Here is a 25,950-nt window from a genome sequence, read left to right as displayed (position 1 = left end):
ATACAAGTTGGTCATGAGGAAATTACTCTCCGGGTGAGATCCTGTACCAGGTGGTAACGAGCCCGTGTCAGGCGCTGCAGGGCCATGAGCGGTTCGCTCCACGTGAAGGGATGGGGGAGATGACCGACACGAAGCTTGGCGGCAATGAACCAGGCATCGACCCGATCGTTTTTGGGGGCGTCCAAGTAATGCGCCTTCTTGAATTCCTTGATGAGACTGGGATTAAAGACATAGACATTTTTGCTGAGGACGCCAAAATCCAAGTGGCGGTGGATGTACATGGCCGCGTGAGTCGAATAGCACCCCGTGTGTTCCAAGCCAAACAGGATCTGCTCAAAGCCATGCTTTTGCACAAGATACGCTCTTGTAATTCCAGGAACCGGGGCGATTGTTGGTGATGCTAAACCGGCTGAGGGGCCGTTTCTCCTCGTCCCGGGTCAGACAGCAAACCACGTTGCTTTCGCTGCCTACATCGATTCCGACAAACAAGGGGGAAGTCATATCGATCACCTCCTTCGCATGAAGATCACAGTGCCTACGATCCTGGGATGTCCCTGGGAAACCCATGAACGACAGCCTTGCGAGCTATTGGAATACACCAGGGATCATCGGTGCACGTGCCTCCCTCTGCTTCTCAGGAGGGATGATCGGCTGGGAAACAGTCAGCGTGTAGGTCTATATCATGGGGCCAGGGGAACACTCTTTTTTCGGAAGACACCCTATAAAGGGGCAACAGGGGGAAATCGGAACATTCCCTTGGTAGACACCTAAGGCTATTTTCCCAAAGACAGCCCAAGATCGTAAACACCGATATAATGACCAGCGCGCTTACGTTTGCTCCTTCTAATTCGTGTTCGATTGCTACGCAAGCGAACACTCATTACGAAGCTCTGCCCGCCAACAACAGGTAAAGCTATTCAATTATCAAGGATCAATAGGCTTTAAACATAATATACAAGGGGGGTTGATGACATGTTGCCGCGTTTGTTCCGTTCAATCCATACTTCAATGCGGGAAACGCTCGTGACCGAGTTACTTGCAGTGAATCAAAAGACGAAAAAATACGGTGTTCAATTAACCGCCGAAGACATCCGCCATTTGATAGACGATCGGGAACAGCTGTTACACAGTTACGGGCGTGTGGAACTCGGCGTTGACGTAACGAAGCGGCTGGCCGAAACCTTTTGTACGTCTCCTTACATCGACCGTGAAAATGTCACCTCAGTGCTACACGACTTGCATGAAATTTTTTATTACGTCAAAAACGAAACCGAGGACGCTATCGGGGATATTACGATCATCGAGAAGATGAAGGATTACTTTGACAGTGCTTGCGGCGGTTCATTGGAACTGCTCAAAAGTAAGATGGAAACATTTGTCGGAGATTACAGAAGTGATGCGTTACTTAAAGGTTCTCTGTACGAAAGGGATGAAGGTGAATGGCATCAGAGCGACGAAACCCCGTTCCAGCACGGCAGACACAAGGAAACATAAGACCCTCCCGCCTCTCCAAAAAACAGTATACCCTTTCCCTATTAAACGAAGCTCTCTGTACAGGATGGCTCGACAGCCAGGAGGTTCACCGTATCCAGAGGGGGTTCATGTCCATTCTGAGCGATTTGATTAAGCGGTATACACAAGGAAAGAGTTCTTCCGTGACGAGTGACACGGCCGAACGCATCCTGTCCTCCATTTTGTACGCCGTTGACGCAAATTTGCGTCGCTTTGCTGACCCGTTACGTGCCGTCGATTATTTAACAACTGCTGATATAAGGAAAATTTACGGCGAGGGCGTTGACCTGCTCCGCCAGTGCTTGGACGAAACGAAACGCCTCTACACGGTCGTGAAACAAAACAAACTAGATGTTGCCGTTGAGGCCTATCACACCACGATCGACGAATCGTTGCCGGCATTTTTAAACCAATACGGCATTCTGTTTGATGCACACAACACGATGGCAAGCATCGATTACCCTTTGGCCGTGGATGACATACAAATGGAGGGCGTCTTTTACATCAGGGAATATGTAGAGCACCTAAAGATGGAGACCGATTTTTGCCGCTTGTTCAGCCAACGAGACCTTGAAGCGCTGTTAGTTCACTTCGGACAAGTTTGCCGGTTCGATTACCGCATCGAATTGTTTAACATATTCGAGTTGGTGTTAAACAACGCGGTTTTTTCAATTTTGTCGGGAGGAGATGCCCGCAAGATCAACATTTCACCCGGTCAATTTGAAGTGCTCACACGGCGGTTCACCCTTGCCAGTGCCGCCCAAATCCAAACCTTGCTTCATGAAGCGGCGGACGAGTTACCATCCCGTTTAAACATAAGCAATTCCCGGCTGAACGATTACATGCACCAATGTACGCGCCACCTGGCGCAAAGGGTTGTCAACGCAGCCCACCATCACCGCCTGGAAACCGTCATCATAAAGGAAATGGAAAAAAGGCAGAAGCCCCACGTCATTTCATTAAACAGAGGGGACCAAATGACCGACAGTTCCTTTCGGTTACTCGTCGACCGTATCACAGCTTGCGAAAAAACGGAAGAAAAAGTCGACCTCATTCAGAAAAATGTTCATTCACTGGCAGATTACGTCGATGTGCTGAGGGCCGGTTGCTTCTTCGGCAACGAGTTTCAGACGCTCTTTGGGTCGTTGAGCCACATCGAACTGGCTATACTCGCCAAAAGGGTATTTTACGAGGATTTGCGAGATCAATCCTGTCATTTTTCGTCCCTCGTCTTTCAAGAGAAAATGCCTGACAGCGAATGGGAACAGCATTACGTCGCATTTTTGCAGAACCTCTCTCTAGATCAGTTGACCGCTATCGAAGCCTGTATACACGATATTGACATTGAGGACATCTCGTTTGATTAGACTATGGGCCGCCGACAAATTCGTTCGTCCATGTGGTCAATCACGGGAAGACAGCCGAACATTGTAAGAACACCCCAATGAGATCCCGCCTCTCAAAAAAAGGCGGGATCTGTTTTTTAACGGATATAAAAACGATCATGAACGATCAAACGGCCAGGAGGGGAGCATCTGTCGGAGCGGTTTGTCCCGGCGGTAACCGAGGGCGTACTCTCCTTGCATGATAGTGTGCACTTCGCGCGTTCCTTCGTAAATGACCGGCGCTTTCGCATTGCGCATAAACCGCTCCACTGGGTATTCGCTTGAGTATCCGTAAGCGCCGTGGACTTGCACAGCGTCACACGCCGAACGAAAAGCGACGTCACATGCGTACCACTTCGCCAGGGACGTCTCCCGCGTGTTCCGTTTCCCTCTGTTTTTCAGCCATCCGGCCCGGTAGACGAGGAGCTGGGACGTTTCATATCCGGCCACCATATTCGCAATCATCTGCTGAACCAGCTGATAGCGGCCGATCTCTTTGCCAAACGTTTTGCGTTCGTTGGCGTATTTGACCGAAGCGTCGAGACACGCCCGCGTCAATCCCGCCGCCCCTGCCGCCACGGTAAACCGCCCGTTGTCCAGTGCGCTCATGGCGATTTTGAATCCTTCTCCTTCTTCTCCGAGCAAGTTTTCCTTCGGCACCCGGACATCTTCCATCATGACTTCTCCTGTATTCCCCGCGCGAATTCCTAATTTCCCCTTGATCGGCCGGGTCGTCACACCGGGGAACGTCCGCTCGACGATAAACGCGGAGATGCCGTGATGTTTCTTCTCCGTATCGGTGTATGCAAAGATGAGAAAATGATCGGCGTGGTCGGCGAGGGAAATCCACGTTTTCGTGCCGTTCAGCACGTACTCGTCCCCGTCGCGGACAGCCGTCGACTTCATGCCGGCCACGTCAGACCCTGCATCCGGTTCCGTCAACCCGAAGGCCCCGATTTTCTCTCCTTTGGCCTGGGGAACGAGATAACGCGCTTTCTGCTCCTCGTTTCCCCACTGCAGGAGGGTCATGCTGTTTAACCCCGTGTGAACGGATACCGCGGTGCGGAACGCTGTGTCGCCGTACTCCAATTCCTCACACACGATGGCCAACGTGTTGTAATCCATTCCGGCTCCGCCGTACTGTTCCGGGATGCAAACTCCCATAAGACCTAGATCAGCCAACTTTTCGATAATCGACATTTCAAAGTGGCCTTTCGCGTCCCATTCCTGAATATAAGGCAAAATTTCTTTCTCTGTAAAATCGCGCACCATGTTGCGAACGGCTTTTTGCTCTTCACTTAATCCAAAATGCATGATACCATTCTCCTCCTTTTTCACGTACTAAATGATGGCTCATCACTTTTCCACCGTCTCCCCTGTCTGTCCGATCACGCCGTTCGACTTCCATACATCAATTTGTTCTGCTGTAAAACCGGCTTCCCGCAAAACGTCTTCGGTATGTTCTCCTGCAGACGGCGGATACCGTTTGAACTTGACCGGTGTGCGGGACATTTTAATCGGACTCCCGACGAGGGGTAAATCGCCAACTTCCGGATGACGCATGCGGACAAGCATCTGACGGTAGTTGACGTGGGGATCTTGAAACACTTGCTCGACCGTATGAATCGGACCGCAAGGAATATCGCGTCGGGTCAACTCTTTCATCCAATAGGACCGTTCTTTCGTCAGAAAGACATCCGCCAGTAATGGAACGATCTCGTCCCGGTGTCGCACGCGCCCGTCATTTGTCTTAAACCGCGGATCTTCCGCCCATTCTGCATGGTCGATGGCCTCGCACAAACGGCGGAACTGGCGGTCGTTCCCGACGGCCACGACGAACAGGCCGTCTTTCGCCTCGAACGTTTGGTACGGAACAATATTGGCATGCTGGTTCCCGAGCCGCTCCGGCACCTTTTGCCCGACGAGATAGTTCATCGCCACGTTCGCGAGCATGGCCACCTGACTGTCCAGCAGGGAAATGTCAATTTGCTGTCCTTCGCCGGTCTTTTCTTTCACCCGCAAGGCAGCCAGTATACTGCTAAAGGCGGCAAACCCTGCAAAAAGGTCGGCAACGGCCACGCCGACTTTTAACGGCTCTCCCCCTTTTTCACCGGTAATACTCATCAACCCGCCCATCGCTTGAACCACGAAATCGTAACCGGGCAAATCCCGGTACGGACCATCCTGACCGAAACCGCTGATCGAGCAATAGACGAGAGCGGGATTGATCTCCTGTAACTGCTCGTACCCTGCCCCAAGTTGCGCCGCTTTTCCCGGGCGCCAATTCTCGACGACGACATCCGCTTCTTTCACAAGCTCGTGGAGAATCATTTGTCCTTCTTTCGACTTTAAATTGAGTGCGATCGCCCGTTTGTTCCGATTGGCTGTCAAGTAGTAAGCACTTAAGCTTCCGATGTACGGAGGTCCCCATCTCCGCGTTTCGTCACTTCCGCCGGGCGCTTCCACTTTAATGACATCAGCTCCCAGGTCCCCCATCATCATCGTGCAATACGGACCGGCTAACACGCGGGACAAGTCGATGACCCGGACTCCTTCCAGTGCTTGTTTCACGTTTCCCCTCCTTCCTCGCCATATTGTTCCTATATTAGGAACTCTGTTACTATATTATAAATTATTGAGTTGTCCGTTTGAACCACTTTCGGAAAAAATGTGATATGATGGATAGTGAACGCAAAGGAGACGGTTCACATGGCACAACCAACGGCAAAACAGAGACAAACGTTACAAACATTGGAACGCGGGTTGCGTTTACTCAGTTGTTTCGACGACCGGCACCCAGAACTCGGCATCACTGAAATGGCTATGCGCATGAACTTGTCCAAAACGATCGTCTACCGGATCGTCGCCACGCTGGAGAAACTCGGCTTTCTGACTCAAAACCCGGAGAACCGGAAATACCGGTTAGGGTTGAAAGTGTTTGAGCTCGGGGTCGTCGCCGCTTCTCAAATCGAGCTCAGACAAGTAGCCCTTCCGATTATGAAAGAACTGGCGGCCGGCACCAATGAAACGGTCAACTTGACGGTGCTCGACGCCGTCGACCGCGCGGGAATCTGTATCGAGACGGTTGAAAGTTCGCAACCCATTAAGTTGACAACTCGTATTGGTAACGTCGGTCCGCTGCACCGGGGAGCCTCACGCAAAATACTGTTGGCGTATCTTGATTCCGCCGAACGTCAGCTTTATCTCGATCCATCAGCGATCGGCACAACGCTATCACCGGACGAGATGATGCAGTTGGAAAAAGAACTGAACGCGATCCGCGAGAGAGGTTACGCAGTCAGCGAGGGGGAAGTGGACCCTGATGCCTTCGCGATATCCGCACCCGTTTTTGACGCATCCGGCTCCATCGTTGCGGGATTAACCGTTTCCGGACCGCGATTCCGCACAGATGAACAGAGGCTGCAACAACTGACGGAGTGGACGTGCCGCAGTGCCCGCAAACTGTCCCAACAACTTGGCGCCCCTGAATGAGTTGATACAAAAACCCGCTCACCCTCACATGAGCGGATCTCTGATGAAGGCCTTTCCACAACTATTTTTGTTTCAACACACGCCCGATCTCTTGTTCCATATACTGATCTGAATAGTCAGTTCCGTACTTAAACGTTGACAACCTGTATAAGACAGCTCCCAAAATCATCCATAAGAACACGATGATCCATTCATAAGGCCAAACGAGCGAGGACGGCATCCCTGGCATGTAGAGCACACATACCCCAAGCGACATGACCACGGCAATCCAACCGATACTCGTACCGCCTGGAAGGTGAAACGGCCGCTCCATGTCGGAATTTTTCTTCCGCAGGATGATAAACGATACGGCGACCATGAACCAGGCGACAACTAACCCCAATCCCCTGCGTCGACCAGCCAGACGAGTGCAGGACGCCCGAAGAACGGGGCAAGCGTGGAAAGGACTCCAATTAACACAATGGCTTTGTAAGGAGTCCGGTACTTCGGGTGCAGTTCTCCCAGAACTTTTGGGAGCATACCAGCACGGGCAAGGGCGTATATTGCCCGGCTCCCGCCGACGTAGAAACCGATCCAGCTCGTGACAATTCCTCCGATTCCCCGAGCACTAGAAGATTCCCCATCAATTGACTCCCGCCAAACGCTTTCGCCATGGCATCAGCCGTAACCAAATTCGATTCGCTCATTTCTGCCGGGCTCATCACACGGGACACACCAAAAATAACGGCGATATACCACGTGATGGCTAAAACGACAGAAAAAACGAGCAACTGACCGATCTTTCTCCGGGACAACTGAATCTCTTCAGATGCTTGCGGAATGACGTCAAACCCGACAAACATAAAGGGTGTCATGATGACGACGCTCAATAATCCGCCCATTCCCTTCTCAAAAAGCGGTTCCATGTTGTGAGTGCTCCCGGATACGGAACTCCCTGTAACTAATAAAATCCCGGCGATGACAATGAGTAATGTGAATACTAGATTAATAGTCGTCGTCAGTTTAATGCCCCGGTAGTTGATCCAAGCTACGATGATTGAGCCGAGTACGCCAACCCCGACCCACGTCGCTGTCACATCCCAACCGGCGATAGTGTACAGATAACCCATGCTGTAATTGGGAATCAAGTATTCGAATACCGTCGGGAGCGCAACTGCTTCAAAAGCGACAACCGACACGTAACCGAGGATAATAGCCCATGTCGTGATAAAGGAAGCACCCCTTCCCATTGCCTTATAGCTGTAGACGTACTCTCCCCCTGCCAGCGGCAGAGCGGAAGCTAATTCAGCATACGTGAGGCCGACGAATACTACGAGAACCCCTCCAATGACAAAGGCGAGAATAGCCCCCAATGATCCCGCTTCTGTTATCCACAAACCGGTCGTGACAACCCATCCCCAGCCGATCATCGCGCCAAACGCAAGAGCGAGTACATCCTTATTCCCCAGCACTTTGATAAATTTCCGTTCTTCCATTTTCGACCTCCTTCACACCATTTGTTCCTATATTGATAATAGTGTTACTATATTATAAATGACTCCGTCACTAATTTGAACCGCTTTCATATTCGTTTAATTGAGCCTTACTAACAACGGTATGCACCCGTATCTACAACTATTACCCGTGTCTCCCTGCTTTTTAGGTGCCGAAAGTCATTTGCTTTGAACAATTTATTTGACATTACATGATAAATCCTTATAATCATAATTAGACTTAATGGTAATAACCATTAGAGATTTTGTACGTGATATCCTTCATTATTTTGTCTAATGGTTATAATGTATAATACATTAATGCGCTTACATAAAACGAGGAGGAACTGGTATGCCGAAACCGATGAAACTGATGTCGCCGACGGGCCATTTGGGGTTCACCCCGATTGAACAAGAAAGCTTTTGGAAAGGAGTCGAACAAAAACCCGACTACATCATCGCAGATTCCGGGAGCAGCGATATCGGCCCGCACCCGTTGGGAGCTGACGAATCGTGCAGCCCCGCCACATGGCAAGAACACGATTTGGAATTGATGTTCCGTGCATCGCGACAGCTGAATGTCCCCATGATCGTCGGTTCCGCTTCTGACACCGGGACGAACAGAGGGGTAGACCAGTATGCCGATTATATCAAAAAGTTAGCCCGTGATATGGGCATCCGCGAACTTACAATTGCTAAAATCTACTCTGAAGTCGACAAACAGCAATTGTTGAACAAAATGAACAGCCAAGTGCAAGTGATCGGCTTGGACGGACGGGAAAATCTCACTGTTGAGCAGTTGGAACGTACGGATACTATTGTCGCCGTAATGGGGGCTGAGCCCATTGTCCACGCGTTGGAACAGGGTGCCGATGTCGTCATTTGCGGACGTTCCAGTGACGCTTGCCTGTTTGCCGCACCGCTCATCAAAGAATCGTACCCGAAAGATATCGCCTACTACGCCGGAAAAGTGCTGGAATGCGCCTCGTTCTGTGCAGAGCCTTTCGCCGGAAAGGAAACGGTCATCGGAACCGTGGGGGGAGACTACATTGTCGTGGAACCGATGAGCGATTACCAGCGCTGTACTCCCAGCTCTGTCGCCAGCCACGCGATGTACGAACGCATCGACCCCTACCGGGAATACGTACCGGGGGGATACGTGGACATGAGCGCGTGTGTATACGAGGCAGTAGACGAGCGTCGAACGCGTGTGACAGGTTCAAAATTTGTCACTTCTGAACAGTACACGGTGAAATTGGAAGGCGCAGGAAAAGTCGGCGAACGCTGTCTCATGGTCGTCGGTATCCGCGACCCGTATGTCATTACCCACCTCGATGAGGCGATTGCGTGGTCTAGAAAAAAAGTGAAAGAACGCTTTGGTGATACAGGTTATGATGTGTACTACCATGTATACGGAAAGAACGGGGTCATGGGCGAACTTGAACCGATCACTGACATTCGTTCCCACGAACTCGGCATCGTCGTGGAAGGAGTAGCTCCTACATTAGAGGTAGCGAAAGAGTTGACGAATTTAGCCGCTCGCAACTTCATGTATGCCCGGTTAAAAAATATTCGCGGTACCGCCGGAGCGGCAGCTTTTCTGTCCGATGAAGTACTAGTGGCGAGACCCGGCTACGAGTGGACGATGAATCACGCCATTCCGGCTGATCCGATGGAATGGTTTGAGTTAAAAATTGAACGCATCACCCACCAACAAAAAGTTGGGACACACTCATAATGAAAGTAGAAACGGAGGCTAGAACATGTCGCACAACCGTCCAATGCGGAAACTGGTTGAATTAGCTTCAACCATTCGAAGCAAAAACGCCGGTCCTGACCATATCACCTTTGACATCTTATTCAAGAACGCGGAACATTACGAGGCCGTCAAAAACAGCGGCGTATTGAATAAATCTTTCCTATCTTCCCTGTACAAAATCCCGGTGGAGCGGATTGTACACTTCGTCGCCTTTGACCCGGCCATGGCAATCAAGTTTACGATTCGACGGATGCGGCCAAGCGGCAGTCCAGGCGAGCATGACGTAATGGGCAGTCAGCAGTACCCTGTCCTGTTTGATGTGGAAATTCCTATGCCAAAAAAAGGGTGACATCGTTCCGCGAAGGCTTCCCGAAAAAAGGTTAAAGTCTCTAAACAAAGTGTGAACAGGTGATGGGAGGTGCATATCCTTCAGTGTCTAGTCAATGAATTGCCATTTGCCCAAAAGAAACGTATAATGTGTTCCATATACATCTTATAACATGTTATACGTTAACAGAATGTTGGTGGTGGCACTGTATGTTGTTAGATCGGAAAGGATCAGTCCCTCTATATGAACAAATTAAAAATATCATTGAGCAGCAGATTAAGAATGGCGAGTTGAAAGAAGGGGAAAAAATTCCGTCCGAAAGGGAACTGTGCGAAATTTACGATGTCAGTAGAATTACTGTCCGACAAGCGATTGCTTTGGCTGAAAACGAAGGGTTGCTTTACCGGTCCCAAGGGATGGGAACCTTCGTGGCTAAGCCGAAAATTAAACAAGAATTAACTCGGGTCAACACGTTTGAAACGTCCCTGGCACAACACGGATTCGTCGCTTCGACTAAACTTTTAAAAGCAGAAGCGACACCCAACAGTATTTATTTGGCCAAATTGCTGGACATACCGATTTCGGAGAAAATCTTCAACTTGCAATTAATGGGATTGGGCGATGAAGAACCCATTGTCTATTACAACAGTTATTTTTCTTACGACCTCGGGCAAAAAATGCACAAAACTGCCCTCGATACGTCCCAAAAAAATAAACCTTTTTCAACGCTCGATCTGTATGACAGCCAATCAGATGTAACTCCGACCCAAATCGAACAAACATATGAAGCAACCGTCTCCGATGAATCGCTGTCAGACGTTTTAAAGGTGCCCCAAAGATCCCCTATTTTCAGCGTCACATCTATCGTGTACGCACATGACAAGCCGATAGAATACCGGGAAGCCTTTTATCGTGGGGATAAATACAAGTTTTTTATTACAAGACAGTTAGAATTGAAAAACTAACAGGATGGACATTGCAAAATGATCCATTACCATTTTAAATACATTTTATGGTCATAACCTGTAATGCCAAAAAGACTTTTATTTGCTCCATGGTTATGTTTTCATATTACAGCGTTATGTAACCTGTCGGAGCTCTCTAATCTCGACATCACGCTGCAATACCGATGAAACAGATAAAAACATAACATTTTTAGGACACCGTTGAATGGATGACGTTTGTAAGCGGTTAAAGTGGGAGAAACCATCCTGATTCTTTTTGCAAGGTGGGATGGATTATGTTAGGCGTTCCTTTGCCAATCTGGTATTTAATCACTCTTCTCGTTTTCGTCGCCATTTTGTTCGTCGTTTTAAAACGACCGATGTACGAAGTAATGGCGCTTTCTTTCGTCTTTACCATTGTCATCACGGGAAAGTTCGACTTGTTTTGGTCTTCGCTGTTGTATCCGTCAACGAGCAGTTTGTTTTACGCGATTTTTGCGTTTATGGTAGTGGCGGTCGTGTTCGATGAGACGAAAGTCGTTCAGCGCATTATTCGTCTCATCTTGTCTGTCGTCGGACGGTTTCGCGGTGGTGCCGGTTACGTTTCACTGTTGGGGAGTACGTTTATGGCTGCGTTGTCAGGCACTGGACCAGGCAATGTAGCAGCAACCGGTGTCTTCACCATTCCGACGATGAAAAAAACGGGCTTTCCCTCCCCCCTCGCCGCCACGACGGAAATGTCGGCCAGTATGCTGGGAAACCTCATTCCCCCTTCAGGAATTGTCATCTTGACATTCGGCATTCTGGAAGAACTCCATCCCGGAAGTATTGCGCTCAGCAGCTGGATGATCGCAGCTTACGGAATCGGGTTGTGGTTTTTTGTCCAACGGTGGTTGACACTGTGGGGGTTTTGTAAGTACTACGACGTACAGCCGATTCCAGAGGAAGAACGCCCCCGTTTTCGCCAAAGTTTCAAACTCGGCTGGCCAGCCCTCATACTGCCTGCCCTTATTTTCATCCCTTTATTTATGGACGCGCAAATGCAAAACTGGATTAAAGGGCGCATTGGCGAAGCAGGTGCCGAGGCTTTTTCTTTCTCCGTTCTCATGTTTACGCCAGGCATGGCTGCCGCTTACGCGTTGTGGATCGGGAGGAAGGCGATGTCTTCCGGAAAAATTAACAGGTCCGCTTTGAACGACATGTTTCGACATTCGTTAAACCGCGTCGTCCCCATCAGCGTTACCATTTATATGGCGTACGCCACATCGCAAGTGTTCGTAGAATTAGGCATGGAGGATGCGGTGCGGGACTGGTTTGTCTCCCTCGGGCTGACGACGACAGTACTGATCGTTGTACTCCCGTTATTCTTTATGTTGCTGGGCATGATACTGCCCGGATCATCGCAAATCGCCATTTTGGGGGGTGCCACGATCGCCTCCTTTGCCGCTTTAGGCGGAGATCCCGTTCTCTTCGCGGCTCTGCTCCCGGCGATGACCGGGGCGCTGGAAGGGATGACGCCGCCTTTGGCCCTTGGCATGTACGTGGCGATGGGCATCGCCGGCTCCGGTTTTAAGGAAACAGCCAAATTAACGATCATTTGGGTCGCGTGTCACGTATTGCTCAGTATGTTGCTCTTGACAGGGATGTTGCCCGTACTGGGATTGTAAGGAGGGATGTCCATGTTTCACAAAATGTCAACTGGAATGCAAAACGTTTACGGATGGATGGCAATGCTGACGATGGCTTTGGGATTTTTCGTCTTTCTCATGTTTTGCGCTGCTTTCATCATAGGAGGTGAGGTCGGTGCCGCTCTCGCATCAGCAGCGGGAACACTTATGAACTGGGGCATTCGTCTCGCAGCCTGTGCGATCTTAATCGGATTGGTTTGCATTTACTTCAACAAAGAGCACACGCTGAGTATGAAGGCGGAAAACCGTTCGCCATCCCCGCCAGTTGATTAGGAGTTAGCCTATGAAACCGGCGATTGGTTTGACAGTGCACGCAGATCGAGGAGCGTCCGGTGATCTGTACCCGGGTCACCCCCTACTTTACGTAGAACGCCACTACGTCGACACGATAGTACACCACGGCATGTCCCCCATCCTGGTACCTGTTGTGCAAGATGGGGATTTCATTCGACACCTTGTGGGCAAACTGGACGGCCTCGTTTTAACTGGCGGAGGTTTTTTAAGGTTACACCCTACTCCCCAACCGCTGCCTGGACTTAAAGGCACTGGCTCTGGGCGGTATGCCTTTGAACGGGCACTTCTTCAAGCGATGATACCCAAAGGCGCCCCGATATTGGGGATATGCCGCGGCGCCCAAATGATCAACGACGTACGGGGAGGGACGCTCACAAATTTGGACGGGAAGACGACGGCTGAACACCACCAAGGGAGAAAGGGGATTTCAGGCGATCAGGCGACTCATGCGGTTCGCCTGTCGCCCGCCAGCCGAATCGCCAACTGGATCGGCCTCCATCGCATTGAAGTGAACTCGTTTCACCGCCAAGCCGTATCTAGGCTTGGAACAGGGTTAAAAGCGGTAGGATGGTCTGAAGAGGACGGAGTGATCGAAGTGTTTGAAGGTGTAGACCACCCATGGCTGATTGGGTTGCAATTTCACCCGGAACAATTGTGGCGCACCTATGCTTATTGGACCAAATTTTTTGCTCAGCTCCGCCAGGCCGCCATTCAGTATAAACGCTCTCAATCTGAATAATATGTGTTCCTGCTAAAGTTAAAGGCCCCGTAACCACTTGAAAGTAGTTCGGGGCTTTTGAGGTCAGAGGGGTCCGGTCTATAACATCCTTACGTTTACCTGTTCGCCGTGTGAATGGCGTGACCTAATATGCCTTCGGCTGCTTCCTGGATCACCTCCGGCAAGGTGGGATGGGCGTGAATCGTCAGGGCAATGTCTTCGGCTGTTGCGCCGAATTCGATGGCCATGACCGCTTCTGCAATGAGGGATGACGCTTCAGGGCCGACGATTTGCACGCCGAGGATGCGCTGTGTCTCTCTGTCAGCGACGACATTGACAAATCCGTCTGCCGCATTCATCGACAAGGCCCGCCCGTTTGCCGGGAAAGGAAAACGGAAGGAAGTAACGTCATAACCTTCGGCTTTCGCTTCCTCTTCCGAGAGCCCGGTATAGGCAATTTCAGGGTCGCTGAACACGACGTACGGCATCGCCCGGTAGTCGACGGCGCTCGCTTCGCCGGCGATCACTTCTGCCGCCACTTTCCCTTCGTAGCTCGCTTTGTGCGCCAGCATCGGTGGGCCTGTTATGTCACCGATGGCGTAAATGTGGTCGACGTTCGTCTGCATTTTTTCGTTTACTTTGACAAACCCTTTGTCGTCTAGTTCTACGCCGATCTGTTCCAAACCTAAGTCGCTCGTGTTTGGGTGCCGTCCGACGGACACGAGGACGACGTCGGCGGTAAACGTCTGCTCTTCTCCCTTCACGTCGGCTGTCACGGTCACGCTGTCACCGTGAACGTCTGCCTTTTTCACAAAAGCGTTCGTCTTAAATGTGACTTTCTGTTTCTTCAAATTTTTCGTGATGATGCGCACGACTTTCGGATCCGTTCCGGGCAGAAGCTGGTCCATGCCTTCCAGGATCGTGACGTCGCTCCCCAGTTTGGCATACGCTGTTCCGAGTTCAAGCCCGATGTAACCGCCGCCGACGACGATCATGTTCTTCGGTACTTGTTGAAGGTTCAGCGCTTCAGTGGAGGAAATAATGCGTTCGCCGTCAAACGGCAATGCTTTCAGTTCAGCCGATGACGAACCAGTCGCGACAATGCAGTCGTTAAACTTGTACGTTTCACTGCTCTCTTCTGTTGCGACCCTCACCTGGTCCGTTCCGGAGAAATACGCTTCTCCTTGGACAACGGTAATTTTGTTGCTTTTCAGCAATTGCCCGACGCCTTTCGTCAACTGCTTCACGACGCCGTTCTTCCATTCCTGCATTTTCAAAAAGTCAACGGATACGTTCTCCGCTACAACCCCCATGTTGCCCGCTTGTTTCATTCTCTCTGCCAATTCTGCAGCGGAGATTAACGCTTTAGACGGTATACACCCGACATTGAGACATACTCCACCTAGTGCCCCTTTTTCTACGAGAGTGACATCCCGACCGAGTTGGGCAGCGCGAATGGCTGCGACGTAACCGCCTGGTCCGCCACCCACAACCAACACGTCCACTTCGTTCGCAAAATCTCCAACGACCATGTTATTTCAACTCCATCAGTAAAAGTTGGGGGTTTTCCAAATAGTGTTTCACAACGTTTAGAAAACGCGCAGCTACATCGCCGTCCACGAGCCGATGGTCAAACGTGACGTTCAATCCCATCATTTTGCGGGCGACAATCTCGCCGTTTCGGACGACCGGCTTCTCGGATATAGTCCCGATGCCGACAATGGCCACTTCCGGATAGTTGATGATCGGCGTGAAGAACATCCCCCGCCGACAGACCCCATATTCGAGATACTGATCGTGCTGCCTTTTAGTTTATCCGGTGCTATTTTTCGCGTTCGCGTCTCTTCCACTAGTTTACCAATCTCGTCAGCCAATTGCCACATGGTCTTCTGATCGGCGTTTTTTACGACCGGTACCATCAAACCTTCTTCCGTCGCCGTGGCGATGCCGATGTGGTAGTAATGCTTAATCACAATTTCACCGGCTTCTTGGTCGATGGACGCGTTCAACGTCGGGTACTGGCGCAGTCCCGCAATGACTGCTTTGATGATATACGGTAAGTACGTCAGTTTAATGCCTTTTTCTTCCGCAAGGGGCTTCGCCGAATGTCTGAGCTCCACGAGCGCCGTCACGTCCACTTCATCCATCGCCGTGACGTGTGGGGCTGTAAACTTCGACTCCACCATCCGCTCGGCAATCACTTTACGAATTCCTTTTAGCGGTAGGCGCTCTTCTGTCCCAACCTTTACCTCTTCGACTGCCTCTCGCCCTTCGGCATCTCTGTCAGGCTGCTGTTCCCGCTCTGGCAGAGGGCTGTCGGCGAAGGCCTGCACGTCGTTTGCCGTCACTTGACCTCGGTTTCCCGTCGGTTTCACTTGGGTGATGTCGACGCCCAACTCCCGGGCGAGTTTGCGCACAGAAGGCATGGCGAGCACTTTTTTCGAGTCGGCAGCCGGTTGTCGTACCGCCCTTGGTGTCTGTTCCACTGTCTCTTGATCTTCTCTCTTTGCATCCGGTTCTTCTGCTGCCGCTCTGGCGTCTTCGCTCGCCTCCTCCGGATCCTCGTCTGTGGCAAACGTGGCGACGACACTCCCAACCTCTACCGTGTCTCCCTCTTGAATGTTCAGGGTGCTGACTTTTCCGTTAATCGGGACGGGAATTTCTACGACCGCCTTGTCCGTCTCCACTTCGGCGAATACGTCGTCCTCCTGGACATCGTCCCCCTCTTTCACGTGAAGTTTGACGATTTCTGCTTCGTGAATGCCTTCGCCGATATCTGGCAGCTTAAATTCGTATGCCACGTGTGTCCCTCCTTTGTTTAATCAAAATCCAAAACATCCGCAAGGGCTTCTTGGATGCGTTTCGGGGATGGGAGCCAGTCGTCTTCCAACGCAGATATCGGGTACGGCGTATCGAGGCCGGTCACACGTTGAATTGGGGCCTTCACGTGCAAAATGGATCGCTCGTTAATACGCGTAATAATTTCTGATGCAGCGCCGGCCGTGCGCACGTGCTCCGTGACGACGACCACCCGTCCCGTCTTTTCCACCGAAGACGCGATCGTCTCCATGTCCAGCGGGATCAACGTTCTTAAATCGACAATCTCTATCGACGCATCCCGCTCTTTTTCCAATTGTTCCACGGCTCTTTGCGAGACGCGCACCATGTTGCCGTACGTCAAAATCGTCGCGTCTTGCCCTTCTTTTACAATATTCGCCTGCCCCAGGGGAACGGTGTAGGCCTCTTCTGGCACTTCTTGCTTCACTGAGCGGTAAAGCGGCATCGATTCCATAAATAACACCGGATCAGGGTCTTCAATGGCCGCAAGCAGCATTCCTTTCGCATCGTAAGGGTTGCTGGGAATGGCGATTTTCCACCCCGGACTGTGCATAAAGATCGTCTCCAAACTGTCGGAGTGCAGTTCAGGGGTTTTCACGCCGCCGCCGAAGGGCGTGCGGAGGACCATTGGGATGTTAAACCTTCCGCCGGAACGGGAACGCAACCGCCCTGCCTGGGAAGCGATTTGGTCCATTGCTTCGTATATAAAGCCCATAAACTGGATTTCAGCGATCGGCTTCATCCCGAGAGCGGCCATGCCGACGGCATGCCCGATGATCGCCGACTCTGCCAGCGGGGTGTCGAAAATGCGTTTCTCCCCATACTCCTTGTGCAAGCCGTCTGTCGCTCGGAAGACCCCGCCGTTCGGTCCGACGTCTTCGCCGAAAACGACGACGCGTTCGTCCTGCTCCATCGCGACCCGCATCGCATCTCGCACAGCTTGCACCATGGTCATTTTCGCCATTACAATTCCCCTCCTGTTTCGGCCAGAGCTTTCTTCTGCTCCGCAACGTGCGGCGGCATGTCTTTGTACACGTCGTCTAACAGTTGGACGACCGAGCCTTTATCCATTTTCTCCACTTTTTGAATACCTTCGGCAATGGCGTCCATCATCTCTTGTACCGTCTTTTCTTCTTCGGTGTCGCTCCACAAGTTCTTGCTTTCCAAATAAGCTCTGAAACGCTTCAGCGGGTCTCGCTTTTCACGCCACTCTTCTTCTTCGGACTTCTCGCGGTAGCGTTTCGGATCGTCCCCCGCCATCGTGTGCGGGCCGAGGCGGTAAGTGACCGCTTCGATCAAGGTCGGGCCTTCCCCACGACGGGCGCGGGCGGCCGCCTCTTTCGTCGCTTGATATACGGCCAACGGATCGTTGCCGTCGATCTGAATCCCGGCCATGTCGTAAGCAAGGGCTTTTTGGGCGATGGTCTTGCTGTTCATCTGGCGCTCCAGCGGCACGCTGATGGCGTAATGGTTGTTCTGGCAGAAGAAAATCGTCGGCAATTTAAACACGGAAGCAAAATTCAACGCTTCGTGAAAGTCACCCTGGGAAGTGGCGCCGTCGCCGAAAAACGAAATCGTGACGAAATCTTCACCTCGCATTTGCCCTGCCATCGCCGCACCGGTGGCATGCAACAAGTGTCCGGCAATAATGATTTGCGGCGGAAACATGTTGACGTCATCCGGTATGCGACCCCCGCCGATTTGACCACGGGAGTACAGAAACGCTTGATGGAGCGGCATGCCGTGGTACATGGCAGCTCCGATATCGCGGTAACTCGGAAAGAGCCAGTCGCTCTTGTCTAACGCCGCCATCGACGCAATCTGGCACGCTTCCTGTCCGCCGAGGGGGGCGTAAAATCCGAGGCGTCCTTGGCGGTTTAACTTAATGGCACGTCCGTCAAAAACGCGAAGCTTTAGCATCCACCGGTACATGTCTTTCAGTTCGTCGTCACTTAAATCTGGAACGTTCTGTCCGTCGAGGACTTTACCGTCCTCGGACAGTATTTGTTGCCTGTTTACATTCAAATCGGGATTGATCACATCCATCCATCGTCACCTCTCATCCTTTTTTGAGCGTCGAGAAGACGGGAACTATCCTGTCTTATACGCAAAAAATAAGCTGTTCAATTCATTTCCTCCAAGTGCGAAGGCCTTCAGTCGATCACGCCTTATGTTGATAAACGCATAATTCAGTTCCAGGTCCTATTATAAGCGTTACAATCAGAAATGAAAAGGGAAATCTGTTATACCTTGTATAAATAAACTGTTATATACTCTGTTAACCTTTCTTAAAACGGCGAAAGAATCCCCTCTTGCACTCATATAAATATAGAATCGCCAATATAAGGAAAATCTATGCAACACAAAAAACCCGCCTCTTCTTCCGGGCGGGCGCAAACGCTCCTAACCGTGCTACACCGAGCTGAGTGTTTTTTTGAACGCTTCTGTCAATTTCGGCACAACCTCAAACAAATCACCGACAATCCCGTAATCCGCCACTTTAAAAATGTTCGCTTCCGGATCTTTATTAATCGCAACAATCACTTTCGAGTTAGACATCCCGGCCAAGTGCTGGATGGCGCCGGAAATGCCGCACGCAATGTACAGATCAGGGGTGACGACTTTCCCGGTCTGTCCGATCTGCAAAGCGTAATCGCAATAACCGGCATCACACGCCCCGCGGGAAGCGCCGACCGCCCCTCCCAGCACATCTGCCAGTTCTTGCAGTACGTTAAACCCTTCTGCACTTTTGACTCCACGCCCTCCGGCGACGACAATCCGTGCTTCGCTCAAGTCCACCCCGGAAGACGTCTTCTGTACAATGTCTTCGACCACTGTTCGGAGCGATTTGGGAGAAATGTCGACGGAGACCTTGTCCACCGTCGCCGCCCTCGCATCAGACGCTTCTTCCGCCGAGATGTTGTTGGGCCTGAGAGTGGCGAAAACACGCGATTCCTCTCTGAACGTTTTTTTCACAAAAGCCTTACCGGCGTAAATCGGTCGCGTGAACACGATGCGGCCGTTCAGCAGTTCTACATCGGTACAATCGGATATAAGCCCAATCCCGAGCCTGGACGCCACCCGCGGGCTGACGTCTTTCCCGATGGCGGTGTAGGGGGCTAAAATAACGCTCGGGTTTTTCTCCTCGATCACGTATGTCCACGCTTCCAAATACGCGTCTGTCGCATAGTCTTTCAACTGTTCGTGATCGACGTACAGCACGTTGTTCGCACCGTACCGTTGGAGTTCTGCAGTAACATCGGGCAGGTCCCTCCCAAAAACAGCGGCTATAATGTCGCCTCCTTCCGCCAACTTGCGCGCCGCGGTCAAGGCCTCATACGAAACTTGCCGCAAAGTTCCGCTCCGCAACTCGGTCATCACTAAAACATGTCGACTCATCGAATTTCGCTCTCCTCTCCTTTTTCTGTCCTGAACATACTCATGCCAACGTAATTTCGAGAAACCGGTCATCCTTAAATAACTTTCTTTTCGTTTTTCAACAGATCCACTAAAGCATTCACTTGTTCGTCGAGTTCACCTTCCAAAATGCGGCCTGCCGACTTCTCCGGCGGCAAAAATACGTCCAGCGTTTCTGTTTTCGCTCCAACGGCACTGGCATCCACATCCATGTCGTCGGCTTCCACCCGCTCCAGCGGCTTTTTCTTCGCTTTCATAATGCCCGGAAGAGAAGGGTAACGCGGTTCGTTCAACCCCTGTTGAGCGGTCAACAACACGGGAAGTGAGGTTTTGACACGGGCTACATCTCCTTCTACGTCTTTTTCCACATGAACCTCGTCCCCGTTGACTTCAAGTTTCGTAATCGTAGAAATGTGCGGGATGCCGAGTTCCTCTGCGAGACGGGGACCAACTTGTGCCGAACCGTCATCGACGGCCATATACCCGCTCAAAATGATGTCGTAATCTAAATCTTTGATCACGGCGGCCAACACTTTCGCCGTCGTATGTTCGTCACCGAACAAACTCTCGTCGTTGACGATGATTCCTCTGTCCGCTCCCATGGCCATGGCAGTTCTCAACGCCTGTTCCGCCCGCTCAGGTCCGACCGTGACGACGGTTACTTCTCCGCCGTGGGTTTCTTTCAATTTAATCGCTTCTTCTACCGCGTATTCGTCATACGGGTTGATGACGAATTCTACGCCGTCCTCGCTAATGTGTCCGTCTTCAATCACGATGCGCTCTTCCGTGTCAAATGTCTGCTTGACACATACGACAATGTTCATGACGTGTTCCCTCCTGTTATGTAGTCTTTTAAACATCGTGAAATCGGGGTTTTCGCTTTTCCAAAAAAGCTGCCACTCCCTCCCGTTTCTCATCTGAGGCAAACGCCCGGCCAAAGTTTTGGGCCTCCAGCCGCAACCCTTCCTCAAAAGGCAGTGTATTTCCCTTGCAGACAGCCTCCAACACGAATTTCGTCGCTAACCTCCCCTTTTGAGCCAGCTGTTCGGCTAAGTCCGCAACAGCCGGGAGCAGGTCGTCAGCGGAGACGACCCGGTGGATCAAACCTAAGTTGCGGGCCTCTTCTGCCGTAATCGCTTCCCCTGTCAACAACATCTCGAGAGCTGCGGATCTCCCGATGAGGCGGGGCAGACGCTGGGTTCCGCCGAACCCGGGGATAAGCCCCAAGTTGATCTCAGGCTGTCCGAGTTTGGCTCCCTTTGCCGCATACCGTAAATGGCAAGCCATTGCCAACTCGAGCCCGCCGCCGAAACAAGCTCCGTTGATGGCGGCGATAAACGGCTTCGTCCCACCCTCAATCCGGTTGAAAAGGTCCTGACCTAACGCGGCAAAAGAGAATCCTTCATCTTCCGTCGCTTTTTGCGCCATTTCCTTAATATCTGCCCCGGACACAAAAAATTTCCCAGCACCGGTGATGACAGCTGCGCGAACAGCAGCATCTTCTTCAACCCGTTCGACGGCCTGTGTGAGCGATTTCAGTGCCGCCTCACTTAAAGTGTTGGCCGGCGGATGCCTGATTTCCAAATACGCGACGTGATGGGACACGCGATACGCTACCAAATCGTTCATCTTTTCTCCTCCCTTAGTTTGATCGCAAAATGATGTCGTTAATTGGTAGTCCTGACAGGATATAACCAGTTTTTCGAGAAAATACCCGCCCGGTCCGGCTGCACTAGAAGGGTTGCCGCCATATCTCTCTAAATCAGTCGGCCTTTAAACCGTGTAAAAACAGATCGTGTATCGCTTTGGCCATGCTAGTGAGAGAGTACTTGCGTCCGTTCATGATCCACGAGGTCACCGTTTCGTCCAACGTGCCGAAGATCATTTTGCGCGCGATTTTGACATCGATATGGGGCCGGAATACGCCGCTTTCTTGACCAGACGTCACGATGCGGTCAATGACGTTTAAATATTTCTTCAAAATTTGGCCAATGACTTTGCGCACCAGGGGGTTGGATTGGCGCAATTCGATTTGTGTGACGATCGCCAGTTCCGGATCTTCTTCTAAGTGGCGCAGGTGCATTTCAACTAACGTTTTTAGCTGTTCCGCCGGGCTTTGAACACTTTCGAGCGCCTGTTCGACTTCTCGAATAAACCGCCCCATTTTTTCCCGGAACAGTGAGGTTAGGATATCGTCTTTGTTCTCGAAATACAAGTAAATCGTGCCGTCGGCCACGTCCGCTTCACGGGCGATCTTGGCCACTTGGGCATGGTGGTAACCGTGACGGGCGATGACCTTGACAGCTGCATCGATAATCGCTTCGTATTTTTCACCTGTTGATTTTACCATAGTCAGCCTCACTTTTCACCCATTATTCAAAAAGTTGTGAATGAATGTTCATTCACTATTAATGTAATACGTACCGCTGCCCGTTGTCAAACACTCGACATTTCCGTCTCCTGTTTCCGAATAACGCTCGTGCGGCGTAGCGGCACCAGCAAAATGATACGCACTACGGGTGGGAGAGGAAGGTGTCTCAGGGGATCCACACAAAACGCCGAAGGGGGCATGGGCATCAACGGACTGGTCACGCAGTAGTCACCCGATCGGGAAAAATCCGAAGGCAACTCCCTCTCCCGCTGCGGCGAACAACCGGCATCGAAGCAGTGCCTAAAAGGCAGGCCTACTCCACTATTGTCAGTCTCTTGTCTCTTGCATTCGTTTCTTTTCTTCCTCGACTAGCACACGCCGCAACACTTTACCTGTGAGTGCTTTTGGCAGTTCATCGCGGAATTCGTACTTGCGGGGAACTTTAAACGCTGCCAGGCGTTCGCGGCAAAATGCTTCCAACTCCTCTGCACTCACGTCCTTTTTTTCTTTCAACACGATGTACGCTTTGACTGTTTCACCGCGATACTCGTCTGGAATCCCGGCCACAGTGCACTCTTTTACGGCCTCATGTTCGTAAAGCACTTCCTCCACTTCGCGGGGGTACACGTTAAAACCGCTCGCCACAATCACGTCTTTTTTGCGTTCGACGATGTAAAAGTACCCGTCTTCGTCCATCGTCGCCATGTCCCCCGTGTACAGCCATCCGTCTCGCAAAGCGTTGTCACTCTCTTCAGGTTGGTTCCAGTAACCCCGCATCACTTGCGGTCCGCGTACGATCAACTCCCCGACTTCTCCCTGCGGCACTTCCTCCCCTGTCTCCGAATCGACGACTTTAGCTTCCGTATCCGGAAACGGCAGGCCGATGCTCCCGTTTTTTCGCCTTCCCCAGATCGGATTCGCATGTGTGACCGGTGATGCTTCCGTCAACCCGTAACCTTCCACCAAGCGGCCACCTGTGATCGCTTCGAATCTTTCCTGTACTTCCCGCGGCAGAGGGGCTGCCCCGCTAATACACGCTTTAATGGAGCGAATGTCGTACTTTTTTAAATCGGGATGGTTAATGAGTGCGACGTACATGGGCGGTGCACCGGGAAACATCGTTGGACGCAGCCGATTAACAGTTTTTAACACTGTGGCGAGGTCAAATTTCGGAATTAAAACCATCTTCGCAGCGAGGAGAATGGCGAAATTCATCACCGCCGTCATGCCGTACACGTGGAAAAAGGGCAACACGGCCAATATACACTCTGCGCCTCGGCGGGAACGGTGAAACCATGCCCTCGCTTGTTCTACATTGGCGACTAAATTGGCGTGAGTGAGCATCACCCCTTTGGAAAGACCTGTCGTCCCTCCGGTGTACTGCAAGAGGGCCAAATCTTCTTTAGAGTCGATGTAGGGCTTTTCCAGTTCCGGAAGATCAGGCTGTTTCATCAAGTCGTCCCAGTAGGAAACGTACGGTTCCCGCGGAATGTGGAGTTTGACACCTTCTTTACGCAGTTTAAGGGGGTACATCACATTTTTTGGAAACGGGAGGTAATCTTTTATTGCGGTCACGACGATGTGTTCGAGGTCCGTTCTAGGCAATACAGAAACGACGTTGCTATAGACGAGGTCGAGACAGACGATAATTTTCGCCCCCGAATCTGCGAGCTGGTGCTCTAGTTCGCGTTTTTTGTACATCGGATTCGTCAGGACGGCGACGGCGCCAATGTGCAAAACAGCATAGTACGCGATCACCGCCTGCGGGCAGTTCGGCAACATAATCGCCACACGGTCTCCTTTCTTGACGCCTAGTTGCTGTAACACCCTGGAAAACAACTGCATGTCGTGAAACAGTTCACGGTATGTCATGGTCTTCCCCATGAAATAGATGGCCGTGTGATCCGGGTAGCACTTGTACGCATTCTCCAAATAAGTGTGTAGCGGAATGTCGGGGTAGTCCAAAGAGGCGGGCACTTCTTTCTCATAGTGGGACAGCCACGGTGGAATGCCGGCAGACATCGAATGAATCCCCTCCCTGTAAATGAATGGCGACTCATTCATGTATATGATGTGACCGGCATGATGTATATCTATGCTGCGGATTTTCCTTTACTCCCGGTCTGGATCTTCAGGGGAGAGTATACTGGGACGATTGTGTTTGACTGGAATGGGAGAACGGACCAACACGTCCCAGAAAGCTTTTTTATTGAACGGCACAAAGGGCCACAAGTACGGCACGTCGAGGGAGCGCGTCCGCCACAGCAATGCAAACCAAAGCACGATGCCGGCGACAAAGCCAATCCATCCGAACGCCCATGAAGTCAACAACAGAAAGAGGCGGACAAATTTGTTGGCCAAGCCCAGTTCGTAACTAGGTGTCGCAAACGTCCCGATGACCGCAATGGCCAAGTACAGGAGCACTTCGTTGACAAACAAACCGACTTCCACCGCCACTTGCCCAATGAGGATGGCAGAGACGAGGCCCAGGGCCGACGCTAGGGGAGAAGGAGTGTGGATCGACGCCATGCGTAAAATATCCGCTCCCAACTCCGCCAGTATAAACTGGACAAGGAGCGGCACTCCTGACGGGTCGTCAATTCCGATAAAAGACAAGGCCTCGGGCAAGTGTTCCGGATGCGTGGCAAACAAGTACCAAAGGGGCAACAAAATGACGGACAAAGCCATCGCCAAAAACCGGACCCAGCGCAAGTAAGCACCGACAACCGGTTTTTGACGGTACTCCTCTGCGTGCTGAACGTGGTGGAACAACGTAGACGGTGCAATCATGACGCTGGGGGACGTGTCGACGTATATGAGAATGTGCCCTTCCAACAAATGGACCGCCGCCACGTCGGGTCGTTCCGTATAACGAACCAGCGGATAAGGGTTCCAATTGTTCCCAAACACAAACTCCTCTAGACTTTTTTCGGCCATCGGAAGGCCGTCCACATCGATGGCCTCAATTTTTTCCCGCAACAGGCGCACTGTGTCCGGATTCGCGACGTCTTCCATATACGACAAGGCGATATCTGTTTTTGAGCGCTTCCCCACTTGCATGTACTCCATGCGCAGCGAAGGGTCCCGCAGGCGGCGTCGCGTGAGGGCGGTATTAAAAACGATGGTTTCAGTAAACCCGTCTCGCGCCCCGCGGACGACGCGTTCAATATCGGGCTCTTCCGGGTTGCGAACAGGATACGTGCGGACGTCGATGATGATCGCTTTTTCGGCTCCGTCCATGAGCAAAGCCAACGGCCCGGCCAGTACTTGATTGACAACATCCCCCAAATTGTCAGTGGTATCGACCTCGATGTAACCGAGATGCGTCTCCAGCATTGTCTGAATTGTGTCGTCATCCAACTCATTCGGTTTCAACTTGTTCAGGTAGGTAATGATGCGGTTCATAATGTCGTCTTTGACGAACCCGTCCACGAAGTACATCGAGAACGGGCGCCCGGCGAACATGAATTCCCTATGTACGACGTCAAAGTTTTGGTCGACGGCGAGCATGCGGTTGAGTTTGTTCACATTTTCCGCTAACGTGGGGACAATCTTCTGTTGCTGCCACTTCGTTCGCTGATCACTCATGTCCATTCCCCTTTTTTCGCATTCGTCTATCTTGTCAGTATGACCGAACGTCCCCACCCTCATTCGGCGCAAAAAAAACAGCCTCTCAAGTAAAGGCTGCCGTTTTCATCACTGTCACATCAATTAACCGTTGAGGAGGAAGTA

21 protein-coding genes and 2 pseudogenes are annotated in these 25,950 nt (G+C 51.4%); 9 read left to right on the top strand and 14 right to left on the bottom strand.

Annotation, left to right across the window (positions count from 1 at the left end):
* Positions 1–11: 11 nt before the first annotated feature.
* The gene (locus B0W44_RS18430; RefSeq protein WP_228441458.1) at positions 12–353 is read right to left on the bottom strand and encodes an IS110 family transposase; all 342 of its coding nucleotides are present in this window, start codon (positions 351–353) and stop codon (positions 12–14) included.
* A 619-nt stretch (positions 354–972) separates the two neighbouring features.
* Between B0W44_RS18430 and B0W44_RS03255 the strand changes: the two genes are divergently transcribed.
* Both B0W44_RS03255 and B0W44_RS03250 read left to right on the top strand, forming a co-directional pair.
* The gene (locus B0W44_RS03255; RefSeq protein ID WP_077718754.1) at positions 973–1,494 is read left to right on the top strand and encodes a DUF6323 family protein; all 522 of its coding nucleotides are present in this window, start codon (positions 973–975) and stop codon (positions 1,492–1,494) included.
* Between the two features lie 107 nt (positions 1,495–1,601).
* Positions 1,602–2,879 carry a DUF6179 domain-containing protein gene (locus B0W44_RS03250; RefSeq protein ID WP_228441455.1) on the top strand — a complete coding sequence of 426 codons (1,278 nt, stop codon included), beginning with the start codon at positions 1,602–1,604 and terminating at the stop codon, positions 2,877–2,879.
* A 135-nt stretch (positions 2,880–3,014) separates the two neighbouring features.
* Here B0W44_RS03250 and B0W44_RS03245 read toward each other — a convergent pair whose 3' ends face one another.
* Together B0W44_RS03245 and B0W44_RS03240 are read right to left on the bottom strand one after the other, a co-directional pair.
* Complete coding sequence (locus tag B0W44_RS03245) at positions 3,015–4,211, bottom strand: acyl-CoA dehydrogenase family protein (protein WP_077718752.1); 1,197 nt, start codon at positions 4,209–4,211, stop codon at positions 3,015–3,017.
* 42 nt (positions 4,212–4,253) lie between these two features.
* Positions 4,254–5,468: a CaiB/BaiF CoA transferase family protein gene (locus tag B0W44_RS03240; RefSeq protein WP_077718751.1), complete on the bottom strand. Its 1,215-nt coding sequence runs from the start codon at positions 5,466–5,468 to the stop codon at positions 4,254–4,256.
* A gap of 138 nt (positions 5,469–5,606) precedes the next feature.
* Here B0W44_RS03240 and B0W44_RS03235 point away from each other — a divergent pair, with 138 nt between their 5' ends.
* Complete coding sequence (locus tag B0W44_RS03235; RefSeq protein ID WP_077718750.1) at positions 5,607–6,389, top strand: IclR family transcriptional regulator; 783 nt, start codon at positions 5,607–5,609, stop codon at positions 6,387–6,389.
* Positions 6,390–6,450: 61 nt separating this feature from the next.
* Here the strand turns inward: B0W44_RS03235 and B0W44_RS03230 are convergent.
* Positions 6,451–7,864, bottom strand: a pseudogene (locus B0W44_RS03230) (APC family permease).
* Positions 7,865–8,213: 349 nt separating this feature from the next.
* Here B0W44_RS03230 and B0W44_RS03225 point away from each other — a divergent pair.
* The 6 genes from B0W44_RS03225 (at position 8,214) to B0W44_RS03200 (ending at position 13,613) form a co-directional block, all read left to right on the top strand.
* The gene (locus B0W44_RS03225) at positions 8,214–9,599 is read left to right on the top strand and encodes an acyclic terpene utilization AtuA family protein (RefSeq protein WP_077718749.1); all 1,386 of its coding nucleotides are present in this window, start codon (positions 8,214–8,216) and stop codon (positions 9,597–9,599) included.
* Between the two features lie 25 nt (positions 9,600–9,624).
* On the top strand, positions 9,625–9,969 hold the full coding sequence (locus B0W44_RS03220; protein ID WP_228441452.1) for a DUF4387 domain-containing protein: 345 nt from the start codon (positions 9,625–9,627) through the stop codon (positions 9,967–9,969).
* 188 nt (positions 9,970–10,157) lie between these two features.
* Positions 10,158–10,913 (top strand): GntR family transcriptional regulator, encoded by a 756-nt coding sequence (locus B0W44_RS03215; protein ID WP_077718748.1) that lies wholly within the window; start codon positions 10,158–10,160, stop codon positions 10,911–10,913.
* Positions 10,914–11,188: 275 nt separating this feature from the next.
* Complete coding sequence (locus B0W44_RS03210) at positions 11,189–12,559, top strand: TRAP transporter large permease subunit (RefSeq protein ID WP_077718747.1); 1,371 nt, start codon at positions 11,189–11,191, stop codon at positions 12,557–12,559.
* A 12-nt stretch (positions 12,560–12,571) separates the two neighbouring features.
* Positions 12,572–12,853 (top strand): hypothetical protein, encoded by a 282-nt coding sequence (locus tag B0W44_RS03205; RefSeq protein WP_077718746.1) that lies wholly within the window; start codon positions 12,572–12,574, stop codon positions 12,851–12,853.
* Positions 12,854–12,863: 10 nt separating this feature from the next.
* Positions 12,864–13,613 (top strand): gamma-glutamyl-gamma-aminobutyrate hydrolase family protein, encoded by a 750-nt coding sequence (locus tag B0W44_RS03200; protein WP_077718745.1) that lies wholly within the window; start codon positions 12,864–12,866, stop codon positions 13,611–13,613.
* A gap of 95 nt (positions 13,614–13,708) precedes the next feature.
* On the opposite strand, the gene lpdA is transcribed toward B0W44_RS03200, so the two are convergent.
* From lpdA to B0W44_RS03150, 10 genes and pseudogenes are all read right to left on the bottom strand, one after another.
* Positions 13,709–15,124: a dihydrolipoyl dehydrogenase gene (lpdA, locus tag B0W44_RS03195; protein WP_077718744.1), complete on the bottom strand. Its 1,416-nt coding sequence runs from the start codon at positions 15,122–15,124 to the stop codon at positions 13,709–13,711.
* Position 15,125: 1 nt separating this feature from the next.
* A pseudogene (locus tag B0W44_RS03190) lies at positions 15,126–16,393 on the bottom strand (dihydrolipoamide acetyltransferase family protein).
* 17 nt (positions 16,394–16,410) lie between these two features.
* On the bottom strand, positions 16,411–17,394 hold the full coding sequence (locus B0W44_RS03185; RefSeq protein ID WP_077718743.1) for an alpha-ketoacid dehydrogenase subunit beta: 984 nt from the start codon (positions 17,392–17,394) through the stop codon (positions 16,411–16,413).
* Positions 17,394–18,476 (bottom strand): pyruvate dehydrogenase (acetyl-transferring) E1 component subunit alpha, encoded by a 1,083-nt coding sequence (gene pdhA / locus B0W44_RS03180; protein ID WP_077718742.1) that lies wholly within the window; start codon positions 18,474–18,476, stop codon positions 17,394–17,396. Before pdhA ends, B0W44_RS03185 begins: the two co-directional genes overlap by 1 nt.
* A gap of 366 nt (positions 18,477–18,842) precedes the next feature.
* Positions 18,843–19,829, bottom strand: coding sequence for an electron transfer flavoprotein subunit alpha/FixB family protein (locus B0W44_RS03175; RefSeq protein WP_077718741.1), 987 nt, complete (start codon positions 19,827–19,829; stop codon positions 18,843–18,845).
* A 74-nt stretch (positions 19,830–19,903) separates the two neighbouring features.
* Positions 19,904–20,671 carry an electron transfer flavoprotein subunit beta/FixA family protein gene (locus B0W44_RS03170; protein WP_077718740.1) on the bottom strand — a complete coding sequence of 256 codons (768 nt, stop codon included), beginning with the start codon at positions 20,669–20,671 and terminating at the stop codon, positions 19,904–19,906.
* A gap of 28 nt (positions 20,672–20,699) precedes the next feature.
* Entirely contained in the window at positions 20,700–21,476 is a 777-nt protein-coding gene (locus B0W44_RS03165) for an enoyl-CoA hydratase (RefSeq protein WP_077718739.1), read from the bottom strand.
* Positions 21,477–21,609: 133 nt separating this feature from the next.
* Positions 21,610–22,197, bottom strand: coding sequence for a fatty acid metabolism transcriptional regulator FadR (locus tag B0W44_RS03160; RefSeq protein ID WP_077718738.1), 588 nt, complete (start codon positions 22,195–22,197; stop codon positions 21,610–21,612).
* A 348-nt stretch (positions 22,198–22,545) separates the two neighbouring features.
* On the bottom strand, positions 22,546–24,240 hold the full coding sequence (locus tag B0W44_RS03155; protein WP_077718737.1) for a long-chain-fatty-acid--CoA ligase: 1,695 nt from the start codon (positions 24,238–24,240) through the stop codon (positions 22,546–22,548).
* A gap of 90 nt (positions 24,241–24,330) precedes the next feature.
* Positions 24,331–25,806 (bottom strand): spore germination protein, encoded by a 1,476-nt coding sequence (locus tag B0W44_RS03150; protein WP_077718736.1) that lies wholly within the window; start codon positions 25,804–25,806, stop codon positions 24,331–24,333.
* Positions 25,807–25,950 lie beyond the last annotated feature (144 nt).

Source organism: Novibacillus thermophilus, assembly GCF_002005165.1.
Taxonomy (GTDB): Bacteria; Bacillota; Bacilli; order Thermoactinomycetales; family Novibacillaceae; genus Novibacillus; species Novibacillus thermophilus.
The sequence above is the reverse complement of the archived record's forward strand: the minus strand, read 5'-3'. Positions and strand labels throughout refer to the sequence as shown.